At 35.9% G+C, this 18066-nt stretch carries 13 protein-coding genes; 9 read left to right on the top strand and 4 right to left on the bottom strand.

The features are described from left to right. Window positions 1-35: 35 nt before the first annotated feature. From WCV66_RS24780 to WCV66_RS24755, 6 genes are all read left to right on the top strand, one after another. Window positions 36-1400 carry an MFS transporter gene (locus tag WCV66_RS24780; protein WP_083964401.1) on the top strand — a complete coding sequence of 455 codons (1365 nt, stop codon included), beginning with the start codon at window positions 36-38 and terminating at the stop codon, window positions 1398-1400. A gap of 92 nt (window positions 1401-1492) precedes the next feature. Then, window positions 1493-3034 (top strand): sulfatase, encoded by a 1542-nt coding sequence (locus WCV66_RS24775; RefSeq protein WP_338787260.1) that lies wholly within the window; start codon window positions 1493-1495, stop codon window positions 3032-3034. Window positions 3035-3495: 461 nt separating this feature from the next. Continuing rightward, window positions 3496-4965 (top strand): sugar ABC transporter substrate-binding protein, encoded by a 1470-nt coding sequence (locus WCV66_RS24770; protein WP_338787259.1) that lies wholly within the window; start codon window positions 3496-3498, stop codon window positions 4963-4965. Window positions 4966-5028: 63 nt separating this feature from the next. Beyond that, window positions 5029-5991 (top strand): sugar ABC transporter permease, encoded by a 963-nt coding sequence (locus WCV66_RS24765; protein ID WP_338787258.1) that lies wholly within the window; start codon window positions 5029-5031, stop codon window positions 5989-5991. Next, window positions 5992-6816, top strand: coding sequence for a carbohydrate ABC transporter permease (locus WCV66_RS24760; RefSeq protein ID WP_066324026.1), 825 nt, complete (start codon window positions 5992-5994; stop codon window positions 6814-6816). A 33-nt stretch (window positions 6817-6849) separates the two neighbouring features. After that, the gene (locus WCV66_RS24755) at window positions 6850-8310 is read left to right on the top strand and encodes a sulfatase (RefSeq protein WP_338787257.1); all 1461 of its coding nucleotides are present in this window, start codon (window positions 6850-6852) and stop codon (window positions 8308-8310) included. 296 nt (window positions 8311-8606) lie between these two features. Here the strand turns inward: WCV66_RS24755 and hprK are convergent, their stop codons facing one another. The 3 genes from hprK to WCV66_RS24740 form a co-directional block, all read right to left on the bottom strand. Then, a complete protein-coding gene (gene hprK, locus WCV66_RS24750) occupies window positions 8607-9524 on the bottom strand; it encodes an HPr(Ser) kinase/phosphatase (protein WP_338787256.1) in 918 nt (305 codons plus the stop codon). A 321-nt stretch (window positions 9525-9845) separates the two neighbouring features. Then, window positions 9846-10814 (bottom strand): formylglycine-generating enzyme family protein, encoded by a 969-nt coding sequence (locus tag WCV66_RS24745; protein ID WP_338787255.1) that lies wholly within the window; start codon window positions 10812-10814, stop codon window positions 9846-9848. A 55-nt stretch (window positions 10815-10869) separates the two neighbouring features. After that, window positions 10870-11913 (bottom strand): LacI family DNA-binding transcriptional regulator, encoded by a 1044-nt coding sequence (locus WCV66_RS24740; protein WP_338787254.1) that lies wholly within the window; start codon window positions 11911-11913, stop codon window positions 10870-10872. Window positions 11914-12291: 378 nt separating this feature from the next. Between WCV66_RS24740 and WCV66_RS24735 the strand changes: the two genes are divergently transcribed. The 3 genes from WCV66_RS24735 to WCV66_RS24725 all read left to right on the top strand — a co-directional run bounded on the left by WCV66_RS24735 (window position 12292) and on the right by WCV66_RS24725 (window position 17119). Next, the gene (locus tag WCV66_RS24735; protein ID WP_338787253.1) at window positions 12292-14070 is read left to right on the top strand and encodes a sulfatase; all 1779 of its coding nucleotides are present in this window, start codon (window positions 12292-12294) and stop codon (window positions 14068-14070) included. Between the two features lie 101 nt (window positions 14071-14171). Next, window positions 14172-15557: a glycoside-pentoside-hexuronide (GPH):cation symporter gene (locus WCV66_RS24730; RefSeq protein WP_338787252.1), complete on the top strand. Its 1386-nt coding sequence runs from the start codon at window positions 14172-14174 to the stop codon at window positions 15555-15557. 71 nt (window positions 15558-15628) lie between these two features. Next, on the top strand, window positions 15629-17119 hold the full coding sequence (locus WCV66_RS24725) for a sulfatase-like hydrolase/transferase (RefSeq protein WP_338787251.1): 1491 nt from the start codon (window positions 15629-15631) through the stop codon (window positions 17117-17119). 167 nt (window positions 17120-17286) lie between these two features. Here WCV66_RS24725 and WCV66_RS24720 read toward each other — a convergent pair whose 3' ends face one another. Further along, complete coding sequence (locus WCV66_RS24720; protein ID WP_338787250.1) at window positions 17287-17430, bottom strand: hypothetical protein; 144 nt, start codon at window positions 17428-17430, stop codon at window positions 17287-17289. Window positions 17431-18066: the final 636 nt, after the last annotated feature.

The following is an 18066-nucleotide window of genomic DNA, read 5'->3' as shown; positions in this document are numbered from 1 at the left end:
GAGTTTAGCTTAGGCCGAATATGGGGGGATTACTTATGTTTAAAGTAGATCAAGTTTCATGGAAAGAAAGAATTAGTTATGGTTTAGCGGATACTGCATCTAATTTAATTTTTGTAATGGTTTCAACATATTTACTCTATTTTTATACAGATGTTTATGGTATTGGTGCAGGTGTTGTTGGTACTTTATTCTTGCTTGTTAGATTTTTAGATGCAGGTACAGATTTGCTTGCTGGTTATGTAATCGATCGAACAAATACGAAATGGGGTAAATGTAGGCCATATTTTCTATGGTTAGCGATCCCATTTGCAGCTGTCGGTGTTTTAGCCTTTTTGACTCCAGATTTAGATACACAAGGGAAAATTTTGTTTGCTTATTCAAGCTATATACTATTAGGTCTTATTTATACGTTTATTAACATTCCTTTATCAGCCATGTTACCTAGCATGTCAAATAATCCGCAAGAACGTCATGAAGTCACTTCTATACGTATGATTTTCGGTCAGATTGGTGGCTTTGTTGTCTCGGTTGCAACATTACCTTTAGTTGCTTATTTCGGAAATGGTAATGATGCAAAGGGTTTCGCGATAACAATGACTGTATTTGGTGTCATTTCTATTCCGATGTTTATAAATGCATTTAAAAATACGAAAGAAAGAGAGTATTACAATAGTAAAAAGACTGTTCCTTTAAAAGATGGATTAAAAGCATTTAATATCCCATGGTTAATTATCTTTACTGCAAAACTTGCTTTCTTCTTTGTATTTATTATTCGTAATCAAACGACTATTTACTTTCTTAAATATAATTTTGGCAGAGCAGATATCGTTCCAATTGTTATGGGTTTGAATTATTTAACAATTGTTTCCTTACTTTTAATTCCGTTTGTTACAAAGAAACTTGGTGGTAAGAAAACCATGCAGTTTGGGATTGTGGTGTCCATTATAGGATCTCTTATCATTTATTTCAGTTCAATAACATCTTCTATTCCATTACTTTTGATTGGGGTTGGACTTGGTGGATTAGGTCTTGGTTTCGTTCCGAGTCTATTATTCTCACTTATTGCTGACACAATTGATTATGGTGAGTGGAAATCAGGTGTTCGTGCAACGGGTCTTTTATACTCAGGTTCAACATTTGCAGCAAAATTTGGAATGGGTATAGGCGGTGCTGCGGGGGCTTGGTTATTAGCTTTATATAATTATGACCCAGCATTAACTCAACAATCTACAGAAACTTTGGAAGCGATTGAATTTAGTTTTATATGGTTCCCAGTCATAAGTTTTGTATTAGTTCTCATTCTGTTGCAATTCTACAAACTTGATAAGATTCATCCTCAAATAGTGGAAGACTTGAAAAAAAGAAATGAGACAAATACTGATCTCGCAAAAGAGGCTTAAAAATATTAAGCTTATCCGTTATTGAAAGTAGACGAATAAGCTTTAAAAACAATCTCATCCAACTAGAATACGAATTAAAGGAGAAGTTATTTATGAGAATATTATTTTTAGATTTAGATTCAGTAAGCCCACGCCATTTAGGATGTTACGGTTATCACCGTAATACTTCACCTAATATCGATAAAATTGCAGAAAAGGGAGTTCGTTTCAATAATTACTATACTTCAGATGCTCCATGTGCACCTTCTAGAACGGCCTTAATGTCTGGTCAATTTGGAATTCGTAATGGTTTAGTAGGACATGGAGGTACAGCTGGAGATATGAAACTAGAAGGAGTTAATCGTAACCTTTTTGGTAGACTTTCAGTTGGTGGATCTCTCCCTTCTTTCTTACAATTAGGAGCAGGTATAAATACAACTTTAATTAGCCCATTTCCGCAACGCCATGCAACATATAATTTTTACGCTGGTTTTAACGAAATAATTAACACTGGTAAGTTTGGAATGGAATCAGCTGAACAAGTTTCTCCTGTTGTTACTGATTGGATTGAGAGAAATGCTGCAAAAGACGATTGGTTACTTTATGTGAATTATTGGGATGCTCACACGCCTTATCGTGCGCCAGAGAGTTTCGGTAATCCTTTTGCTGAAGAGCCACTGCCGGAATGGGCTAACGAAGAAACGTTAGAAAAGCATAAAGACGCTGTAGGTCCTCATACTGTGCATGAATTAGTTATCGATCATAATGGAAACACGTATATGAATGTAGAAAGTGAAAAATTCCCAAGAAGTCCTGGTGAGATTAAAAACATGGACGATTTAAGATCTATGATTGATGGATATGATTGTGGTATTCGATATCTTGATGATCATGTCGGCAAATTATTTTCATTGTTAGAGGATAAGGGAATTTTTGAGGACACGATTATTATTATCTCAGCAGACCATGGGGAGAATATGGGTCAATTAGGGATTTACGGAGAGCACGGAACAGCGGATGATGGCACATGTCGTATTCCGATGATCATTTCTTGGCCAGGCATGCAACAAGGAATTGTCGATGATGGCTTACATTATCACTTAGACTTACCTGTTACATTAGCAGAAATGCTTGAGCTACCTGCTTCACCAGATTGGGATGGAAGAAGTTATGCCTCTGTATTAAAAGAAGGAAAGGATTGTGGACGTGACTATCTAGTTGTTTCTCAGTGTGCTCACGTTGCTCAACGAAGTGTACGTTTTGGCGATTGGTTATATATGAGAACGTATCATGATGGATATCATTTATTTGATAAAGAAATGCTATTTAACCTTGCAGAAGATCCTAGAGAGGAAAACAACCTTGCTGAACAACACAAAGAGATCTGTATGGAAGCGACATACTACTTAAATGAATGGCATGATGAAATGATGGTTAGAAGTGGGGATGATGTTGATCCACTATGGACGGTCATGAAAGAAGGCGGACCATACCATGCTAAGGGATTCCTCAAAAATTATGGGGAAAGACTCATTCAAACTGGAAGAGAACGACAATTTAATGAATTGAAACAAAAACATCCTAGTGAGTTCCCAGCAGAAAGTGATGAAGCAAGAGTAGCATTTACTAGAGTGATGATGAAAAATTTATTTTAATTCATGATAACCCTATTTTTATACCTTAGTTTAGTATCTTACTAGACTAAGGTATTATTTGCTTAAGCAAATAAAAAGATAAAGGATAGTAGATAACTAACTGACCACTTATTATTTTCTTGCATGCGGAGGTAGAATGACATTATTCTATTTTTAATGTTACAAATGAATGACTGCTAATCTTTTGACGAATAAAGGGGTTTTCTTAACAACCAATTATTGGGTGATAACAGAAATTGTTATCACCCTCTTTAGTGTGTATAACATCTTTTTTTAAGATCAGTATGACAAACATGCTCAGGAGGCCAGAGTGAATTTTTGAATATTCTGAAAGATTATACATGAAATCATAATATCGTACATGGACCATGATCCTTGTAGCCAACTATAATTAGCATTAACAAGATATTAAGCGCTTACAAAATCTTGTGGAGAAAATATCAAAGGGGAGAATTACATTGATGAGAAAAAAGTGGTTGATATTGCTATTAAGTACATTTTTAGTATTTTCACTCACAGCTTGTGCGTCATCAAGTGAAGAAGCAGGGGGAGAAGAGGGAGAAAATGATGGAAAAGTAGTCTTACGTGTAATGGATTGGAGTGACAGCACGAAAGACATACGTGAGGAATTCCACAAAAATTTTATGGAAAAATACCCGAATATTGAAGTGGAATATACGCAACTTACGATTGATCAATACAAAAATACTATTTTAACAGCAGTAAACTCAGGAGAAGCTCCGGATTTATTCCCTGTACCTAGTGGAATGAAATTAGCAACTCTTGTAAAGGACGGATGGTATCAGCCACTTGATCCGTATATAGATGATAAATTTAAAAATATCTTTGTGGAAGGTACATTTCAAAATGGAGTCACAATGGTTGATGGAGAAATCTATTCTATTCCAGAAACTGCTTATGTACCTAGCAGTCTCATATTCTATAACAAAAAATTATTTAAAGAAGCAGGCTTAGATCCTGAGCAACCACCTACAACCTATTCAGAATTTAGAGAAGCTGCAGAGAAAATAACAGAAACTGGAGAAGGTAAGTATTACGGAATAATTGAAGGTGGGAAACAAAGTAACCGCTGGTTGGAGACGGTAAGAGACTGGTCATCACTAGGTGGAAGTGGGATAAACGCTAATTCACCAATTAGCCTTGCAACAAATGAGACGACATATGACAGTGAACCTGTACTTAATTTATTTAAACTATTTAAAGACATTAAGGAAGATGGTAGCTTTCATCCGAAGACGATGAATATTTCTGCACCTGAAGCAAGAGCGCTATTTGGACAGGGGCAAGCAGGGTTTATTGTTCAAGGGGCATGGTGTATTGGTGTTTGGAACAAAGATAACCCTGATTTAGAGTATGGAGTTATGGCACCTCCAGTTCCAGACTCAGGAAGAAAAGGTTCATTATCCATTATAAGCAATGCAGCATGGATGGGATTATCGGCTACTTCAGAACATCCAGAAGAAGCCGCGTTATATCTTAAGGAATTTTATGGTGGAGACTATTTTCAACAAGAGCAAACGAAAAAAGGAGGAGCATTCTCTATTGTAAAGGGAATCAATGAAGAATATATCACAGTCGAGCAACTTCAACAATACTACGATATTTCTCAGGAGATTGGTCGTGTTATTCCTAATCCAAGTGTCAAAAACCCAAATACATCTGCAGTTTTTGCTGAATTTAAAGATGTAAGTCCTAATGTGGGTGAAATACTTGGTGGAGTTGTAGCAGGAGCCGTATCTGACTATGAAGGTGAATTAGGAAAGTACTCAGAACATTTAGGGACAGCCTGGGACCAAGCACTTTCTGCTGCAAGTGAAAAAGGAGTAGAAGCGGAACGTTCAGATTTTGAATTCACGAATTGGAATCCGATGGAAAATTATACAGAAGAGGATTATGCAGAACTAAAATAATTACAAATAAAGGCGGGTTTATTGATTTACTCGCCTTCTTTTGTACAAGAGAGAAGGGATTATATGAACAATACTGATATAGTAATCTCGTCCAAAACTGTTAAAAAAGTTCGTAAAGGTTCATTAACTAGAAAAACGAACTTGTGGTGCTGGCTCTTTATTTTGCCAAATCTAATTTTTTATGCACTGTTCCAAGGATGGCCGATTGTAATTAACTGGTATTATTCAATGTTAGACTGGTCAGGACTAAATTCTAACGTAGCATTTGTGGGCCTTGAAAACTTTAAAGCAGTTATTAAAGATCCCCACTTTTGGAATGCCTACAAAAATAGTTTTGTTTTTATGATAGGTGCTGTTCCTTTACTACTTATTCTTGCATTGTTCGTTGCACTTATCTTGAATAACCCTAAACTTCGATATGCAAGCTTATACCGTACTCTTTTCTTTATTCCTGTTGTCACAACTGCATCAATTGTTGGGATCATCATGGTGTATATTTGGGGTTCAGATGGTGCTGTGAATTTTGCCTTAATGAAATTAAACCTCATTGATCAGCCAATTAACTGGTTAAGCGATGCAAAAATGGCTATGACAACTGTCATCTTAATTTATGTATGGAAGAATTTGGGGATGAACATGATTTATTGGTTAGCAGGTCTTCAAAGCATACCTAAGGAACTGTATGAGGCCGCAAAGGTAGATGGTGCTGGGCATGTAAAAACGTTCTTTTATATAACACTTCCACAGCTTATTCCAATCGGAGTTGTTATTCTCTTATTAAATGTAGCCGGTTCATTAAAGGTATTTGATTTAATCAAAACGATGACGGATGGAGGACCATTTTTTTCCACAGATGTTGTATCAACTTATATTTACCGTTATGCTTTTTCAAGTGAAATGGGTCTCCCACAATTAGGGTATGCATCAGCTGCTGCCATTTTCTTTACCTTGACGATTGTATTCATTGGTATTGCTCAAGCAATTATCCAACGTCCATTTAAACAAAATGCAAAGGGGATGGAATAAATGACCAAAGTAGGTAAAATTGTTACACACACTACACTAGTTGCTGTTTTATTTGTTTGGATTTATCCCTTTTTATGGATGGTTTCAGCAGCCTTTAAAAGTGACTCTGAATTTTTCACAAAAGGGTTGAGCTTAATTCCATCTACTTTCGATATGTCGAACTTTACCCGTGCATGGGATGCTGGAAACTTCGATCGATACTTTATCAATTCTGTCATTATAACAGTAGCCGTAATTGCTATTGTATTATTCATAACTGCAACTTGTGGATATGCACTTGGTAGATATTCTTTCCCGGGAAAGAAATTGTTTATGGCAGTGCTCGGGGCTAGTATCTTTTTTCCGCTTGAGTTTTCGATCATTCCTATCTTTCAATTGATAAAAGAAATGGGACTGATGAATTCACTTCTTGGAATCATCCTTGCAGAATCTGGTGGTGGACACGTATTGTTCGTTTTACTTTTTGCTAGTTTCTTTAGGGCTGTTCCAAAGGAATTAGAGGAAGCATCAATAATCGATGGATGTAACTTCTTTCAAACATTCATCCATGTCATTATGCCATTATCTAAACCGATAATCGGAAGTGTTATCATTATGCAATTCGTGTGGACATGGAATTCATTCCTTTTACCATTGGTATTAACTCTTAGCACACCAGAACTTAGAACGTTAGCGGTTGGATTATACACACTCCGTGGTGAAAATATTGTTGACTGGACAGGAATTGCTGCTGGTGGAACGATCGCTTTAGTTCCAATTATTATTATTTTCCTATTTTTACAGCGTTATTTTGTGGATGGAATTGCTGGAGCGGTTAAGGGATAAAAAATATATAAGTAAAAGGGAGAGATATACAGAATGAGAGTATTATTCTTAGATTTAGATTCAACTACTCCAAGTCATTTGGGCTGCTATGGATACCATCGTAACACTTCACCTAACATTGATCGAGTGGCGAATGAAGGAATAAGATTTACAAACTATTATACTTCTGATGCTCCATGCCTACCTTCTCGGACAGCCCTTATGACAGGAAAGCTGGGAATTCATTCTGGGGTGGTAGGTCACGGGGGAACTGCTGCTGATGTGCGTCATGAAGGAATAGATCGCCAATTTAAGGATACTCTTGCTACACAGAGTTTTCCTGCCTTCTTTAGATCTTTAGGGATGAAAACGTCATTAGTTAGTCCGTTTGCTGAGCGTCATTCTGCTTGGACATTTTATGCAGGGTTTAATGAGATGTTTAACACGGGAAAAAGTGGGATGGAATCCGGTGAAGAAGTTACTCCCGTCGTATTAAATTGGATTGAACAGAACGGTAAAGATGACAATTGGATGCTCTATGTAAACTACTGGGACCCACATACACCTTATAGAGCACCTGACATCTTTGGTAATCCATTCGAGAATGAGCCTCTTCCGTCGTGGCTAACCGAAGATGTACTTGAAACACACAAGCAAAAAGTTGGTCCACATAGTGTGAATGAAATAAACATGTTTAATAACCAAACAAGTCCTGATTATCCACGATACCCAGGCGATATTAAAGATATGGATGAGTTACGCAATATGGTTGATGGTTATGATTGTGGTGTTCGACATATGGATAATCAAATAGGTATGATCTTTGATCTGTTGGAGAAACAAGGTGTTATGGATGAAGTCATAATCATTATTTCTGCGGACCATGGTGAAAACATGGGCGAACTTGGGATATATGGAGAACATGGAACTGCAGATCATGGAACTTGTAATATTCCGATGATTATTCGCTGGCCTGGGTGTCAAAAAGGAAATGTAGATAATGAGCTACATTATCATCTCGATATCTTACCTACTATTGCGGAAATGGTCGGAAAAGATCCTGCTCCAAACTGGGATGGACAAAGCTTTGCCAAAACAATTCAACGAGGGGAGAAGGCAGGTCGAGAATTTTTGGTCGTCTCTCAATGTGCACATGTGTGTCAGCGTAGTGTAAGATTTGACGATTGGCTATATATCCGAACGTACCATGACGGATATCATCTGTTTGACAAAGAGATGTTATATAATCTAATAGAAGACCCTCATGAGCAACATAATATTGCTAGTGATAGACCTGATATATGCAAAGATGCGGTTTATTATTTAAATGAATGGCATGATGAGATGATGGCGACAAGTCCTTCTGATATAGACCCAATGAGAACCGTCATGAAAGAGGGTGGGCCATATCATGCAAAAGGTGCGCTTAAAGATTATACAGAATGGCTTATTGAGACGGGAAGAAGTCACGCTGTACCAGAACTAAAGAGACGTCATCCGAGGGAGTTTGTATAAGGGTTCATAACGTTTCTGCTCTAAGTAAATTTTTTCACTTAATAAATAGTTCAAACCTTCTCTTCATAACGGAGGTTTGAACTATTTTTTATAGTTGTATACCAATTTACACAATGAGCCTGTTTATGCAGATAACACCTAGCAATCTCTATTTGGTGACAGTTACAATAATATTGAAGGTTTCCTGGACAACTTATGAGAAAAAGACTTAACATTTTTTTATGGGTATTATTAAAATTGCTTGGTTATAAAATATGAAACAATCATTATGTAAAATTTGAAGAACTAAATATAAACTAAAACTCAGACTCAAGACGTTTCAAGAACTCTTCTGCAGCACTGTATCCTTGCTGCTTTAGAAGCCAGTTATTTGCTGCAGCTTCGATTAATCCCGCCACATCCCGACCAGGTTGGAGCTGGATCTCAATATGAGGAATTTGAACACCCATATATTCTGTAAATGAAGATTCATGTTCTAATTCATTATTTAGAGAATTCTTCTGCCATTTTGTCAATTCGATATCGAGTGCAATCCTAGTTTCGTCCTGAAAAGCTTTTCTGCCATATAAGCGGACCACATTTAAAAGCCCAATACTACGTAAGGCGAGAAATTCCTTCGTTTTCTCGTCATGAGTACCAAGAATAGTTCGCGGACTTAGCCTTTTTAACACGACAATATCATCAGCCACAAGCCTGTGACCTCTGCCTATCAAAGTGTGTGCAGTTTCACTTTTACCAACTCCTGATTTTCCTCGAATTAAAATGCCCATTCCATATACGTTTATACATACTCCGTGTATTGCTGTTTCTGGAGCAAGAGTTTTTACCAAATAAGCATCAAGTTTTGTTATAAATTCGGAAGTTGTTTGTGATTCGTTTGTACATAACAAAGGAATTCCTTCTTCTATACAATATTGGGTCAAGTATGTTAGTCCTTCTTGGCCGGCAGTAACGATAAAACAAGGTGGGTGGTATTTAACGATATTGCCGATTCGCAGTTGACGCTCCTCGATGCTTAACTTATGTAAATAAGTAATCTCTTTTCTTCCAAGTATTTGAACACGTTCAGTTGGAAAAAAATCGAAGTGACCAACAAATTCCAAACCTGGGCGATGAGCTCTTGATTGTGTAATTTTTTGTTGTAGTTTATTTTTTCCAGTCAAAACTTTCAATGAAAACTTTTGAACTAAATTTTCAACTGTTAATGATTTCAATTCTACGACACACTCCGTCCTTAATGACATTCTGAATTAATGAAGAGATGAAAATGTTGTTTCAATATCTTATTTTTAGAGATATTCCAAAAAAGTTTAATCATTTGATCGTACTTAATAATAACTGATATTACGAGTAGATATCTATTCTGATGGTTTGAATGTAGAATAAAAAGTTGGTTATGTGCCATGGGAGAAGTAAGTGTTATATGGTGTCATTAAATTGGGCAGGTTCCCCTAGAAGAGAATTCTGCCCAAAACTTGATTATATTAAAGTGATCCAAATGCTAAAATATTTTTCATTAGATGTATCTTAACTCACTACTCTACATCAGCCACACAGCGAAAGCCTAAATGGCCTGATGAACTATCTGGTGTATTCGAGGTTCGAGCTGCCACTCGATAACGATTACAATAAGATTCATGGCATAAATAGGATCCACCACGCATAATCTTCGTTTCACCACTTAATGGTCCTTGAGGGTTCGTTCGTCCGCCTCTGTTGTGAATACTTCTACTAAACCAATCGGAACACCATTCCCATACATTCCCTGACATGTTGTAAAGGCCGAATCCATTTTCTGGGAATGATTTTGCCGGAGCTGTTCCTTTATAGCCATCATCGCTTGTGTTACTTTCAGGGAATTTCCCTTGCCAGATATTACAGTAATGCTCACCATTTGGTTCTAAATCATTACCCCATGGATATCGTTTTTGCTCAAGACCTCCACGAGCTGCAAATTCCCATTCAGCTTCTGTTGGCAATCGTTTCCCTGCCCATTTGCAAAAGGCAAGTGCATCATTCCAAGTTACATGGACAACAGGGTAATCCATACGGTCTTCAATAGTAGAGGTAGGACCTTCTGGTTGGTACCAATAAGCTCCATTAACAGCACACCACCATGGTGTATTGACTACTCGATTTACTTTGCCGATAAGATTTTGAGGTAAGAAGCTATAAAAGACATAAGACCATCCAAATTTCTCCGCTTCTGTGACATAGCCTGTATCTTCGGTGAATTCAGCAAATTCGGCATTCGTAACGGCATATCGATCGATTAAAAATGGATTTACTTTCACCTTCCTTACTGGACCCTCACCATCTGCTTTGAACCCTTCTTTTTCATTAGTACCCATTAAAAATTCTCCGCCAGAAAGGTAGACCATTTTTTCTCTAAAATGATTTTTATCTTGAGAAATTTCTTGTAATGGTTCATTGGTTGCTTCAATTTCTTGATCGGATTTTGTTCTTTTAATCGCACAACATGACATTTTATTATCCGTTTTCATTTTATCTCACCTTCTCTTTTTTAATAAATAAGCAGAGACTTCATTTCTATTACTATTAAAACTCACTCATTTTCAAAGGACTTTTGACAGAGTTGCGTTCAATAATATTTGAATCAACAACAATTTCCTTGGAAAATTCATGTGTTCCTTGTAAATACTCAAATAGTATGTTTGCAGATTCAATCCCCATTTGATAGGCGGGTACATAAACACTTGTAACAGAAGGGAAGCATTGTTCCGCATCTTGATACTTGTGTTCAATTGTAATGATGGAAACATCTTCTGGAACAGATATCTTTAGATTGTTTAGAAGGTTAATTGTTTGCTGAACTTTAGAGATATCATGAACCAATAGAGCTGTAGGTTTATCATTTTGAGTAAAAATATTCCTTAATAAGTCGAGATATGAATTTAAGTTTACTGGGTCAAAATAATGGTCTATCTTTAGATCCTTATCATTTTTTTCTACCTTGAACTTTCGCGTAACGGATTCTAATTTTTCTTCTAATCCAATAACAACGATATGTCGATGATCACGGTTATAAAAAAAGTCTAAGATATCTTTATTATATTGTTTGAATTGGGCGTAGACATTTAATCCAGATTGATTAAATAGCTTTTCACCAATATAAACCATGGGCATTTTGAGATTAAGTAGCTCAACCAAGGATGAGCATACAACAGGAGTACTTCCTAAAATAAGGCCGTCTATTCTGTTTTGTTTAATAAATGAATAATACTGAGGTCTGCATTTATCTGATAGAATTTCTTTTCTATCATTCATTTCGTTAATCAAAAGAAGATGATATCCCCATTTTATCAAAACATCATTGACTCCTTTAATAAACTCTATGATATAAGTGTTTGATAATATTTCTTTCGAATCTGTTAAAGGGGGAAAATATAGCCCAATCAATTTGGTTTCATTTTTTGCTAGATTTTGTGCAACAACATTAGGAATATAATTTAATTTTTTAACGGCATCGTATACCTTTTTTTCTGTTTTGCTACTAACATAACCACTTTTATTTAAAACCCTTGAAACTGTTGAGATAGAAACACCAGCTAAACTCGCAACATCATATATAGATGCTTTCATTTTGATCACCACAGAATGTAATATTTTAATGTTAAATTTCAATTAATTGTGGAAGTGCTTCCACAATTAATATGATTAAATGTATCAAATTAATGAAAACAGGTCAATTGGTCTCTATTTCACTTTAACATTTATATAGATATTTGTTAAAAAAGAATATTCTAGTAGTGTATAAAACTTTGTTATACCCCTATAAATTAATTGATGTTGCATGGGTTTACGTTTTTTGATAAATTTGAAAACAAGGAAGTAAAAGCGCTTCCACATTTTTAATTGTTTAATAAATAATCTGGTTAGGTATTGTGCATTTTGTTTTTCTCTTATATAAAAGCGCTTTTATACGAGGGGTATACAATGCAAAAAAGGAGATGAAATGCTATGAAAGCAATTATGGTTATGTTTGATTCACTAAATAGGCATATGCTTCCAAACTATGGATGTGAATGGACCCATGCACCAAATTTTAAGAGATTAGGAGAAAAGACAGTAGCATTTGAGCAGTGTTATGCAGGGAGTTTACCATGTATGCCGGCAAGACGTGAGCTGCATACAGGGCGTTATAACTTTTTACACCGTAGCTGGGGACCAATTGAACCATTTGACAATTCAATGCCAGAAATTTTGAAGCAAAACGGTGTTTATACACATTTAGTTACAGATCATCAACATTATTGGGAAGATGGTGGTGCAACTTACCATCCTAGGTATAGTTCCTTTGAAATGGTTAGAGGACAGGAGGGGGATCCTTGGAAAGGACACGTAAAAAATCCGGAAATTCCTGAAACTGAAACACCTGAACCATTTGTTAGTTCGAATATGTTTAGACAAGATATCGTTAATCGCAGTTATTTAGAATCTGAAGAAAACCATCCACAGGCAGTTACATTCTCATTAGGGATGAAATTTATTGAAAAAAATAAAGATGAAGATAATTGGTTTTTACAACTAGAGACATTTGATCCACATGAACCGTTTTTCGCTTACCAGCATTACAAAGATTTGTATCCTCATGAATACAAAGGTAAGCATTTTGATTGGCCACCTTATTACTTTGTTCAAGAATCAGAAGAAGTAGTAGAACACGGTAAGTATGAATATGCAGCTCTATTAAGTATGTGTGACAATTATTTAGGCCGGGTTATGGATATGATGGACGAACATGATATGTGGAAAGACACGATGCTAATTGTAAACACTGACCATGGATATTTATTAGGTGAGCATGGATGGTGGTCAAAGAGTGTTATGCCTATTTACGATGAAATCGCACATACGCCATTATTTGTCTGGGATCCTAGACTTAAAATAAAAGGAGAAAGAAGACAATCAATCGTTCAAACAGTTGATTTAGCTCCTACTTTACTTGAATTTTTCGGAGTTGCATTACCTGATAATATGGATGGTAAGCCTTTAAGACAAGTAATTGAATCAGATCAGCCAATTCGTGAAACCGCTTTATTTGGATTCCATGGAGGTCATGTCAACATAACTGATGGAAAATATAGCTATATGAGGAGTCCTGTCTCTCCAGAAAATAAACCGTTATTTGAATATACATTAATGCCGACCCATATGAGACAGCTTTTTTCTCCAGGGGAGTTACAGAACATTGAAATACAAGAGCCGTTTTCATTTACTAAAGGATGCCAAACAATGAAAACTCATGCTGGGGGCGGGTTTGTTAACGCATTTCAATATGGATCAAAACTGTTCGATTTGACAACAGATCCAGAACAAAAAGAGGAAATTGAAGATCCGGAAATTGAATTGATGTTAATTAAAAAAATGGCTGAACAAATGAGGAAAAATGATGCACCAAAGGAACAATTTGTTCGATTAGGTATTCCTGAAGACGGAATCATGACTATAGAGGAATTAATGAAGCAGAAAGAAGTTATTAGGAAAGCGGAACAAATAGGTATATTAGAAGAGCATCAATGGGATCGAGCTGCACAAAATCAAATCAGGGCGTTACTAAATATTACACCTGAGCTTGCAAGACAAGATCTGTTAAAGAAGTTTGAAGAATTTATAGTAGTTTCCAATATTAATAAGGTTTCTGCTGAAAGTGTTGAGAAATTTATTGATGTTTCTTTACAAAATGATGAAAAAGAAAAAGCAAAATATTTCATTGGTTTAGCAGGTCGTACAAGCTAATTAGCAAAAGGCTCTTATAAATCAGACTTTAGAAAATGGAATGACAGGAAAGCTAATTTTTTCAAAACATTTTAATATTACATTACTAAGGAGGCAAGGATATGAGTTTACAGAATGCAAGTGTCAAAAAAAGTGAGATATTTTTATATTCTTTTGGTGGATTTGGTTCTAACCTTTTATTTATCTATACTGTATCTTTCTTAATGTTCTTTTATACCGATGTATTTAAGATTTCACCTGCTGCGGTAGGTACCGTATTTTTAGTTGTTAGGCTTATTGATGCATTTTTGGACCCTTTGTTAGGAATGCTTACGGACAGAACAAGAAGCAGATGGGGAACCTTTAGACCTTGGTTAATTTTCGGTTCACCACTATTAGCTATGACGACTATGCTATTATTTACAGCTCCTGATTTAAGTCCATCAGGAAAATTAGCTTATGCAATTGCAACCTATGTCGGTTATTCATTTGTATCTTCTATTGTGAACATACCATATCACGCATTGAGCGCAGTTATAAGTAAAGACCCTACTCAGCGAAATTGGTTAGTAACTACGAAAAATTTAATGGGTAACCTTGGAGCTTTAGCAGTGTCTGGTTCAGTACTTCCTTTAGTTGCTTATTTTGGAAGTGGACAAAAAGGCTGGTTTTTTGCAACACTCTTGTTTTCATTATCTACCATTATTTCATATTTGCTATGTGCACGTGGTGCAAAGGCTCATGATACAAATGAAGTCAATACAGAAAATGCCTCACATTCACATAACGCACATCCTTCAATAAAAGAACAAATTAAATTAATTTCAACAAATGGCCCTTTACTAGCGTTACTTGCTGCTACTGTAGTAAAAACGGGAGCATTAATCATAAATTCAGCTGTAGCAATTTACTATTGGCAATATAACATGGGAAGACCAGACCTTTATTCACAATTATTTATTTGGGGTACAGCCCTTGCAATTCCTATCTATTTTGTTATACCTCGGTTAGTGAGAAAGTATGGTAAGAAAAATGTATTAAATATAAGTTGTTTAATTACAATGCTTCCATCGGCTGTATTATTAATGACTCCTCCAGAGAATGTGATGCTAATCTTTATTTTATCTGTTCTTGTAAAGGTATTAGTTCCATTTACTGCTGTATTGCCGTGGATGATGTTACCAGATTGTGTGGATTTCGGAAAATGGAAAACAGGTATCAACGGTTCTGCTACGGTCCATTCTACGATGATTTTTACAAATAAAGTTGGTGCAGCTATTGGTGGTCTTCTTTCTGGGGCGTTATTAGGAGCAGCTGGATATGTTGCAGGTAAAGAGCAAACACCTGAGGCATTAAGTATGATTTCTAATTTATATTTCCTAGTACCGATTATCGGATTTGGAGTTAGTTTATTGTTAATTTGGAAATTCTATCCGATAACGAATGCGATACATTCAAAAATATTAAAAGAGATTGATGATAAAGAAAATAATAGAGAAGCTGTTTAGTAAGAAATGATCTTTATCAAAAAAAGTAATAGATAGACATAACTAGAATGAATAAACGGAGGAATTCTTAAATGAAGAAAAAACCTCATATTATATTATTTAACCCTGATCAATGGAGAGGCGATGTGATGGGGCATATGGGAAATGCTGCTGCCATTACGCCAAATTTAGACAAACTAGTTTCTGATGATGCCGTTTCTTTTCGACATGCATTTTGTCAAAATCCAGTATGTACTCCAAGCCGATGTTCGTTTATGTCTGGTTGGTATCCACATGTAAGAGGACACCGTACGATGTATCATATGATGAGTCCTGAGGAGCCAGTATTGTTAAAGCAACTGAAGGATGAAGGGTATTTTGTCTGGTGGGGCGGAAAAAATGATCTTGTACCATCTGAAAATGGATTTGAAGCTTATTGTGATGTTAAATATGTTCCTGAAAAAAAGCCTAATCCGATGTTTGGTGGAGCGTTTCAAGGTACTGGAGAGAATTGGCGCGGTCAACCGGACAGTGAAACGTATTACTCATTCTTTGTGGGTGAGCTTAAAAAGAGAACGGATGAAGATTACTATTACGATGCAGATTGGGCTAATATTTTAGGAGCGATTGATCTTATTAAAAATGCACCTGAAGACAAGCCGTTATGTATCTATTTACCAATTCTATATCCACATCCACCATATGCAGTGGAGAAGGAATGGTACAAGCTTGTAGATAAGTCACTTTTACCAGAACGAATATCAGCTGACAAACTATCAAATAACAAACCATCCATGCTGTCAGGACTGAGAGAAAAATATAATATGCAAAGTTGGTCAGAGGAGCACTGGACAGAACTTCGAGCAACCTATTATGGTATGTGCTCACGTGTGGATTATCAGTTTGGACTGTTAATGGAAGCGCTTAAAGAAGCGGGGATTTATGATGATACGGCAGTCTTTTTCTTTTCAGATCATGGGGATTTCGCTGGGGATTACGGACTTGTTGAAAAAACACAAAATACATTTGAAGACTGTTTGACAAGAGTCCCATTTATTATAAAACCTCCTGCGAATAGTGAAGTACAACCTAGAATAAGTGATGCGCTTGTAGAACTGGTTGATTTAACTGCTACAGTGCAACACTATGCTGGAATTACTCCAGACTATACTCATTTTGGAAAATCGTTGCTTCCTATTATTAGTGGAGAAACAGATGACCACCGAGATGCTGTATTCTGTGAAGGTGGACGTATGAATGGGGAATTTCATTGCAATGAGTCAACCCCAGCTAACGAGGATCCTACAATGTTATATTGGCCAAGAGGAGAAATGCAACGAAGCGAAGGGGCAGAGCATACAAAAGCTACGATGATTCGTACAAAGAAATTCAAATATGTACGGAGATTCTATGAATCGGATGAATTATATGATTTAGAGCAAGATCCTGGAGAAACTGAAAATAAAATTGATGATAGTTCTTTATCAAATGTTCTAGTGGAATTAAAAGAGAGAATGTTAGATTTCTATCAAGAGACTTGTGATGTGGTTCCTCAAGTGAGATCTAGTAGAGAAGTGAAATAATTGAAGTAAATATACTACAGATGAATAGTAGAATGCTCAATAATGGAATGTTGTTACTTGCATGTACTTGCAAGTAACAACATTTTGTAAAATAGGAATAGCCAGCATAGAGTAAAAACTACGATAAAAATTCCCTCTCAACTAAATCGTTCAATATGTCTTGCAGATTATTGGGAATCATCTTCTTGTTGTTCAGTTGGTTCTTCGCTTGGATCTGGCTCATCTTCATCCACACCATCGTCGCATGCTACTAATAACCCCATAGACAAAATGGCTGTCATAATTCCAAACAAGTATTTATTCTTCTCCATGGTAGATATCTCCTTTCATCTTATGAATACTTCCTGTTTTCCCTGAAAACTCTATTGCTAAACTCCTTAAAAATTACCTCTATGTCAAACTACCATGATAATAAACTTCACTAATTAAAAAAAAGACCCTTATTCGAATATTTCACTTAGAACATCTCCTTTTATTTTTCATCCCACGAAAATATATTGGGTCCTGAGCAAAAGATATTAGAAGCTATTAAAGGAACACAGGGGAACAATATGACAATAATTATGAATTACTTTGATGACCGTTATGAAAATAGTTTTTGGAAAAGTAAATCTAACCTGATATATATCGATTAAAATTTAATAATGAAAGTTTAATCGAAATTAAGAGATTGTGGAGTTAATACATAAAGCATTTATTTTAAATTAGGAGGCTTTTCTGAAACTTAGACAAATGGCAGTTGCTTTACTTTTTAATGATCTGAATGAAGTTGCCCTCTAACCACGGAAGGTTAAGAATGAAAAATGCTTTTTTATCATACCTAGGTTCCTGTCCTATTAAAAATGGGTTCAAAAAAAACGTGATTAACTACTACGGCTTGGCTCTGGTTAACCAGAAATTATGACAAAAAGCAGGTATAATGTACTAACTTTTGAAACAATAATTAA

Source organism: Metabacillus rhizosphaerae (assembly GCF_037201795.1).
In the GTDB taxonomy this organism is placed as follows: domain Bacteria; phylum Bacillota; class Bacilli; order Bacillales; family Bacillaceae; genus Metabacillus; species Metabacillus rhizosphaerae.
This window is presented reverse-complemented; position numbering and strand designations above follow the sequence as displayed.

Excerpts from the sequence above, each read along its gene's own strand:
- WCV66_RS24725 (WP_338787251.1), top strand. The coding sequence starts at position 15,629 with ATGAAGAAAAAACCTCATATTATATTATTTAACCCTGATCAATGGAGA.
- WCV66_RS24760 (WP_066324026.1), top strand. The coding sequence starts at position 5,992 with ATGACCAAAGTAGGTAAAATTGTTACACACACTACACTAGTTGCTGTT.
- WCV66_RS24780 (WP_083964401.1), top strand. The coding sequence starts at position 36 with ATGTTTAAAGTAGATCAAGTTTCATGGAAAGAAAGAATTAGTTATGGT.
- WCV66_RS24735 (WP_338787253.1), top strand. The coding sequence starts at position 12,292 with ATGAAAGCAATTATGGTTATGTTTGATTCACTAAATAGGCATATGCTT.
- WCV66_RS24755 (WP_338787257.1), top strand. The coding sequence starts at position 6,850 with ATGAGAGTATTATTCTTAGATTTAGATTCAACTACTCCAAGTCATTTG.
- WCV66_RS24740 (WP_338787254.1), bottom strand. The coding sequence starts at position 11,913 with ATGAAAGCATCTATATATGATGTTGCGAGTTTAGCTGGTGTTTCTATC.
- WCV66_RS24745 (WP_338787255.1), bottom strand. The coding sequence starts at position 10,814 with ATGAAAACGGATAATAAAATGTCATGTTGTGCGATTAAAAGAACAAAA.
- WCV66_RS24730 (WP_338787252.1), top strand. The coding sequence starts at position 14,172 with ATGAGTTTACAGAATGCAAGTGTCAAAAAAAGTGAGATATTTTTATAT.
- WCV66_RS24775 (WP_338787260.1), top strand. The coding sequence starts at position 1,493 with ATGAGAATATTATTTTTAGATTTAGATTCAGTAAGCCCACGCCATTTA.
- WCV66_RS24770 (WP_338787259.1), top strand. The coding sequence starts at position 3,496 with ATGAGAAAAAAGTGGTTGATATTGCTATTAAGTACATTTTTAGTATTT.
- WCV66_RS24765 (WP_338787258.1), top strand. The coding sequence starts at position 5,029 with ATGAACAATACTGATATAGTAATCTCGTCCAAAACTGTTAAAAAAGTT.
- WCV66_RS24720 (WP_338787250.1), bottom strand. The coding sequence starts at position 17,430 with ATGGAGAAGAATAAATACTTGTTTGGAATTATGACAGCCATTTTGTCT.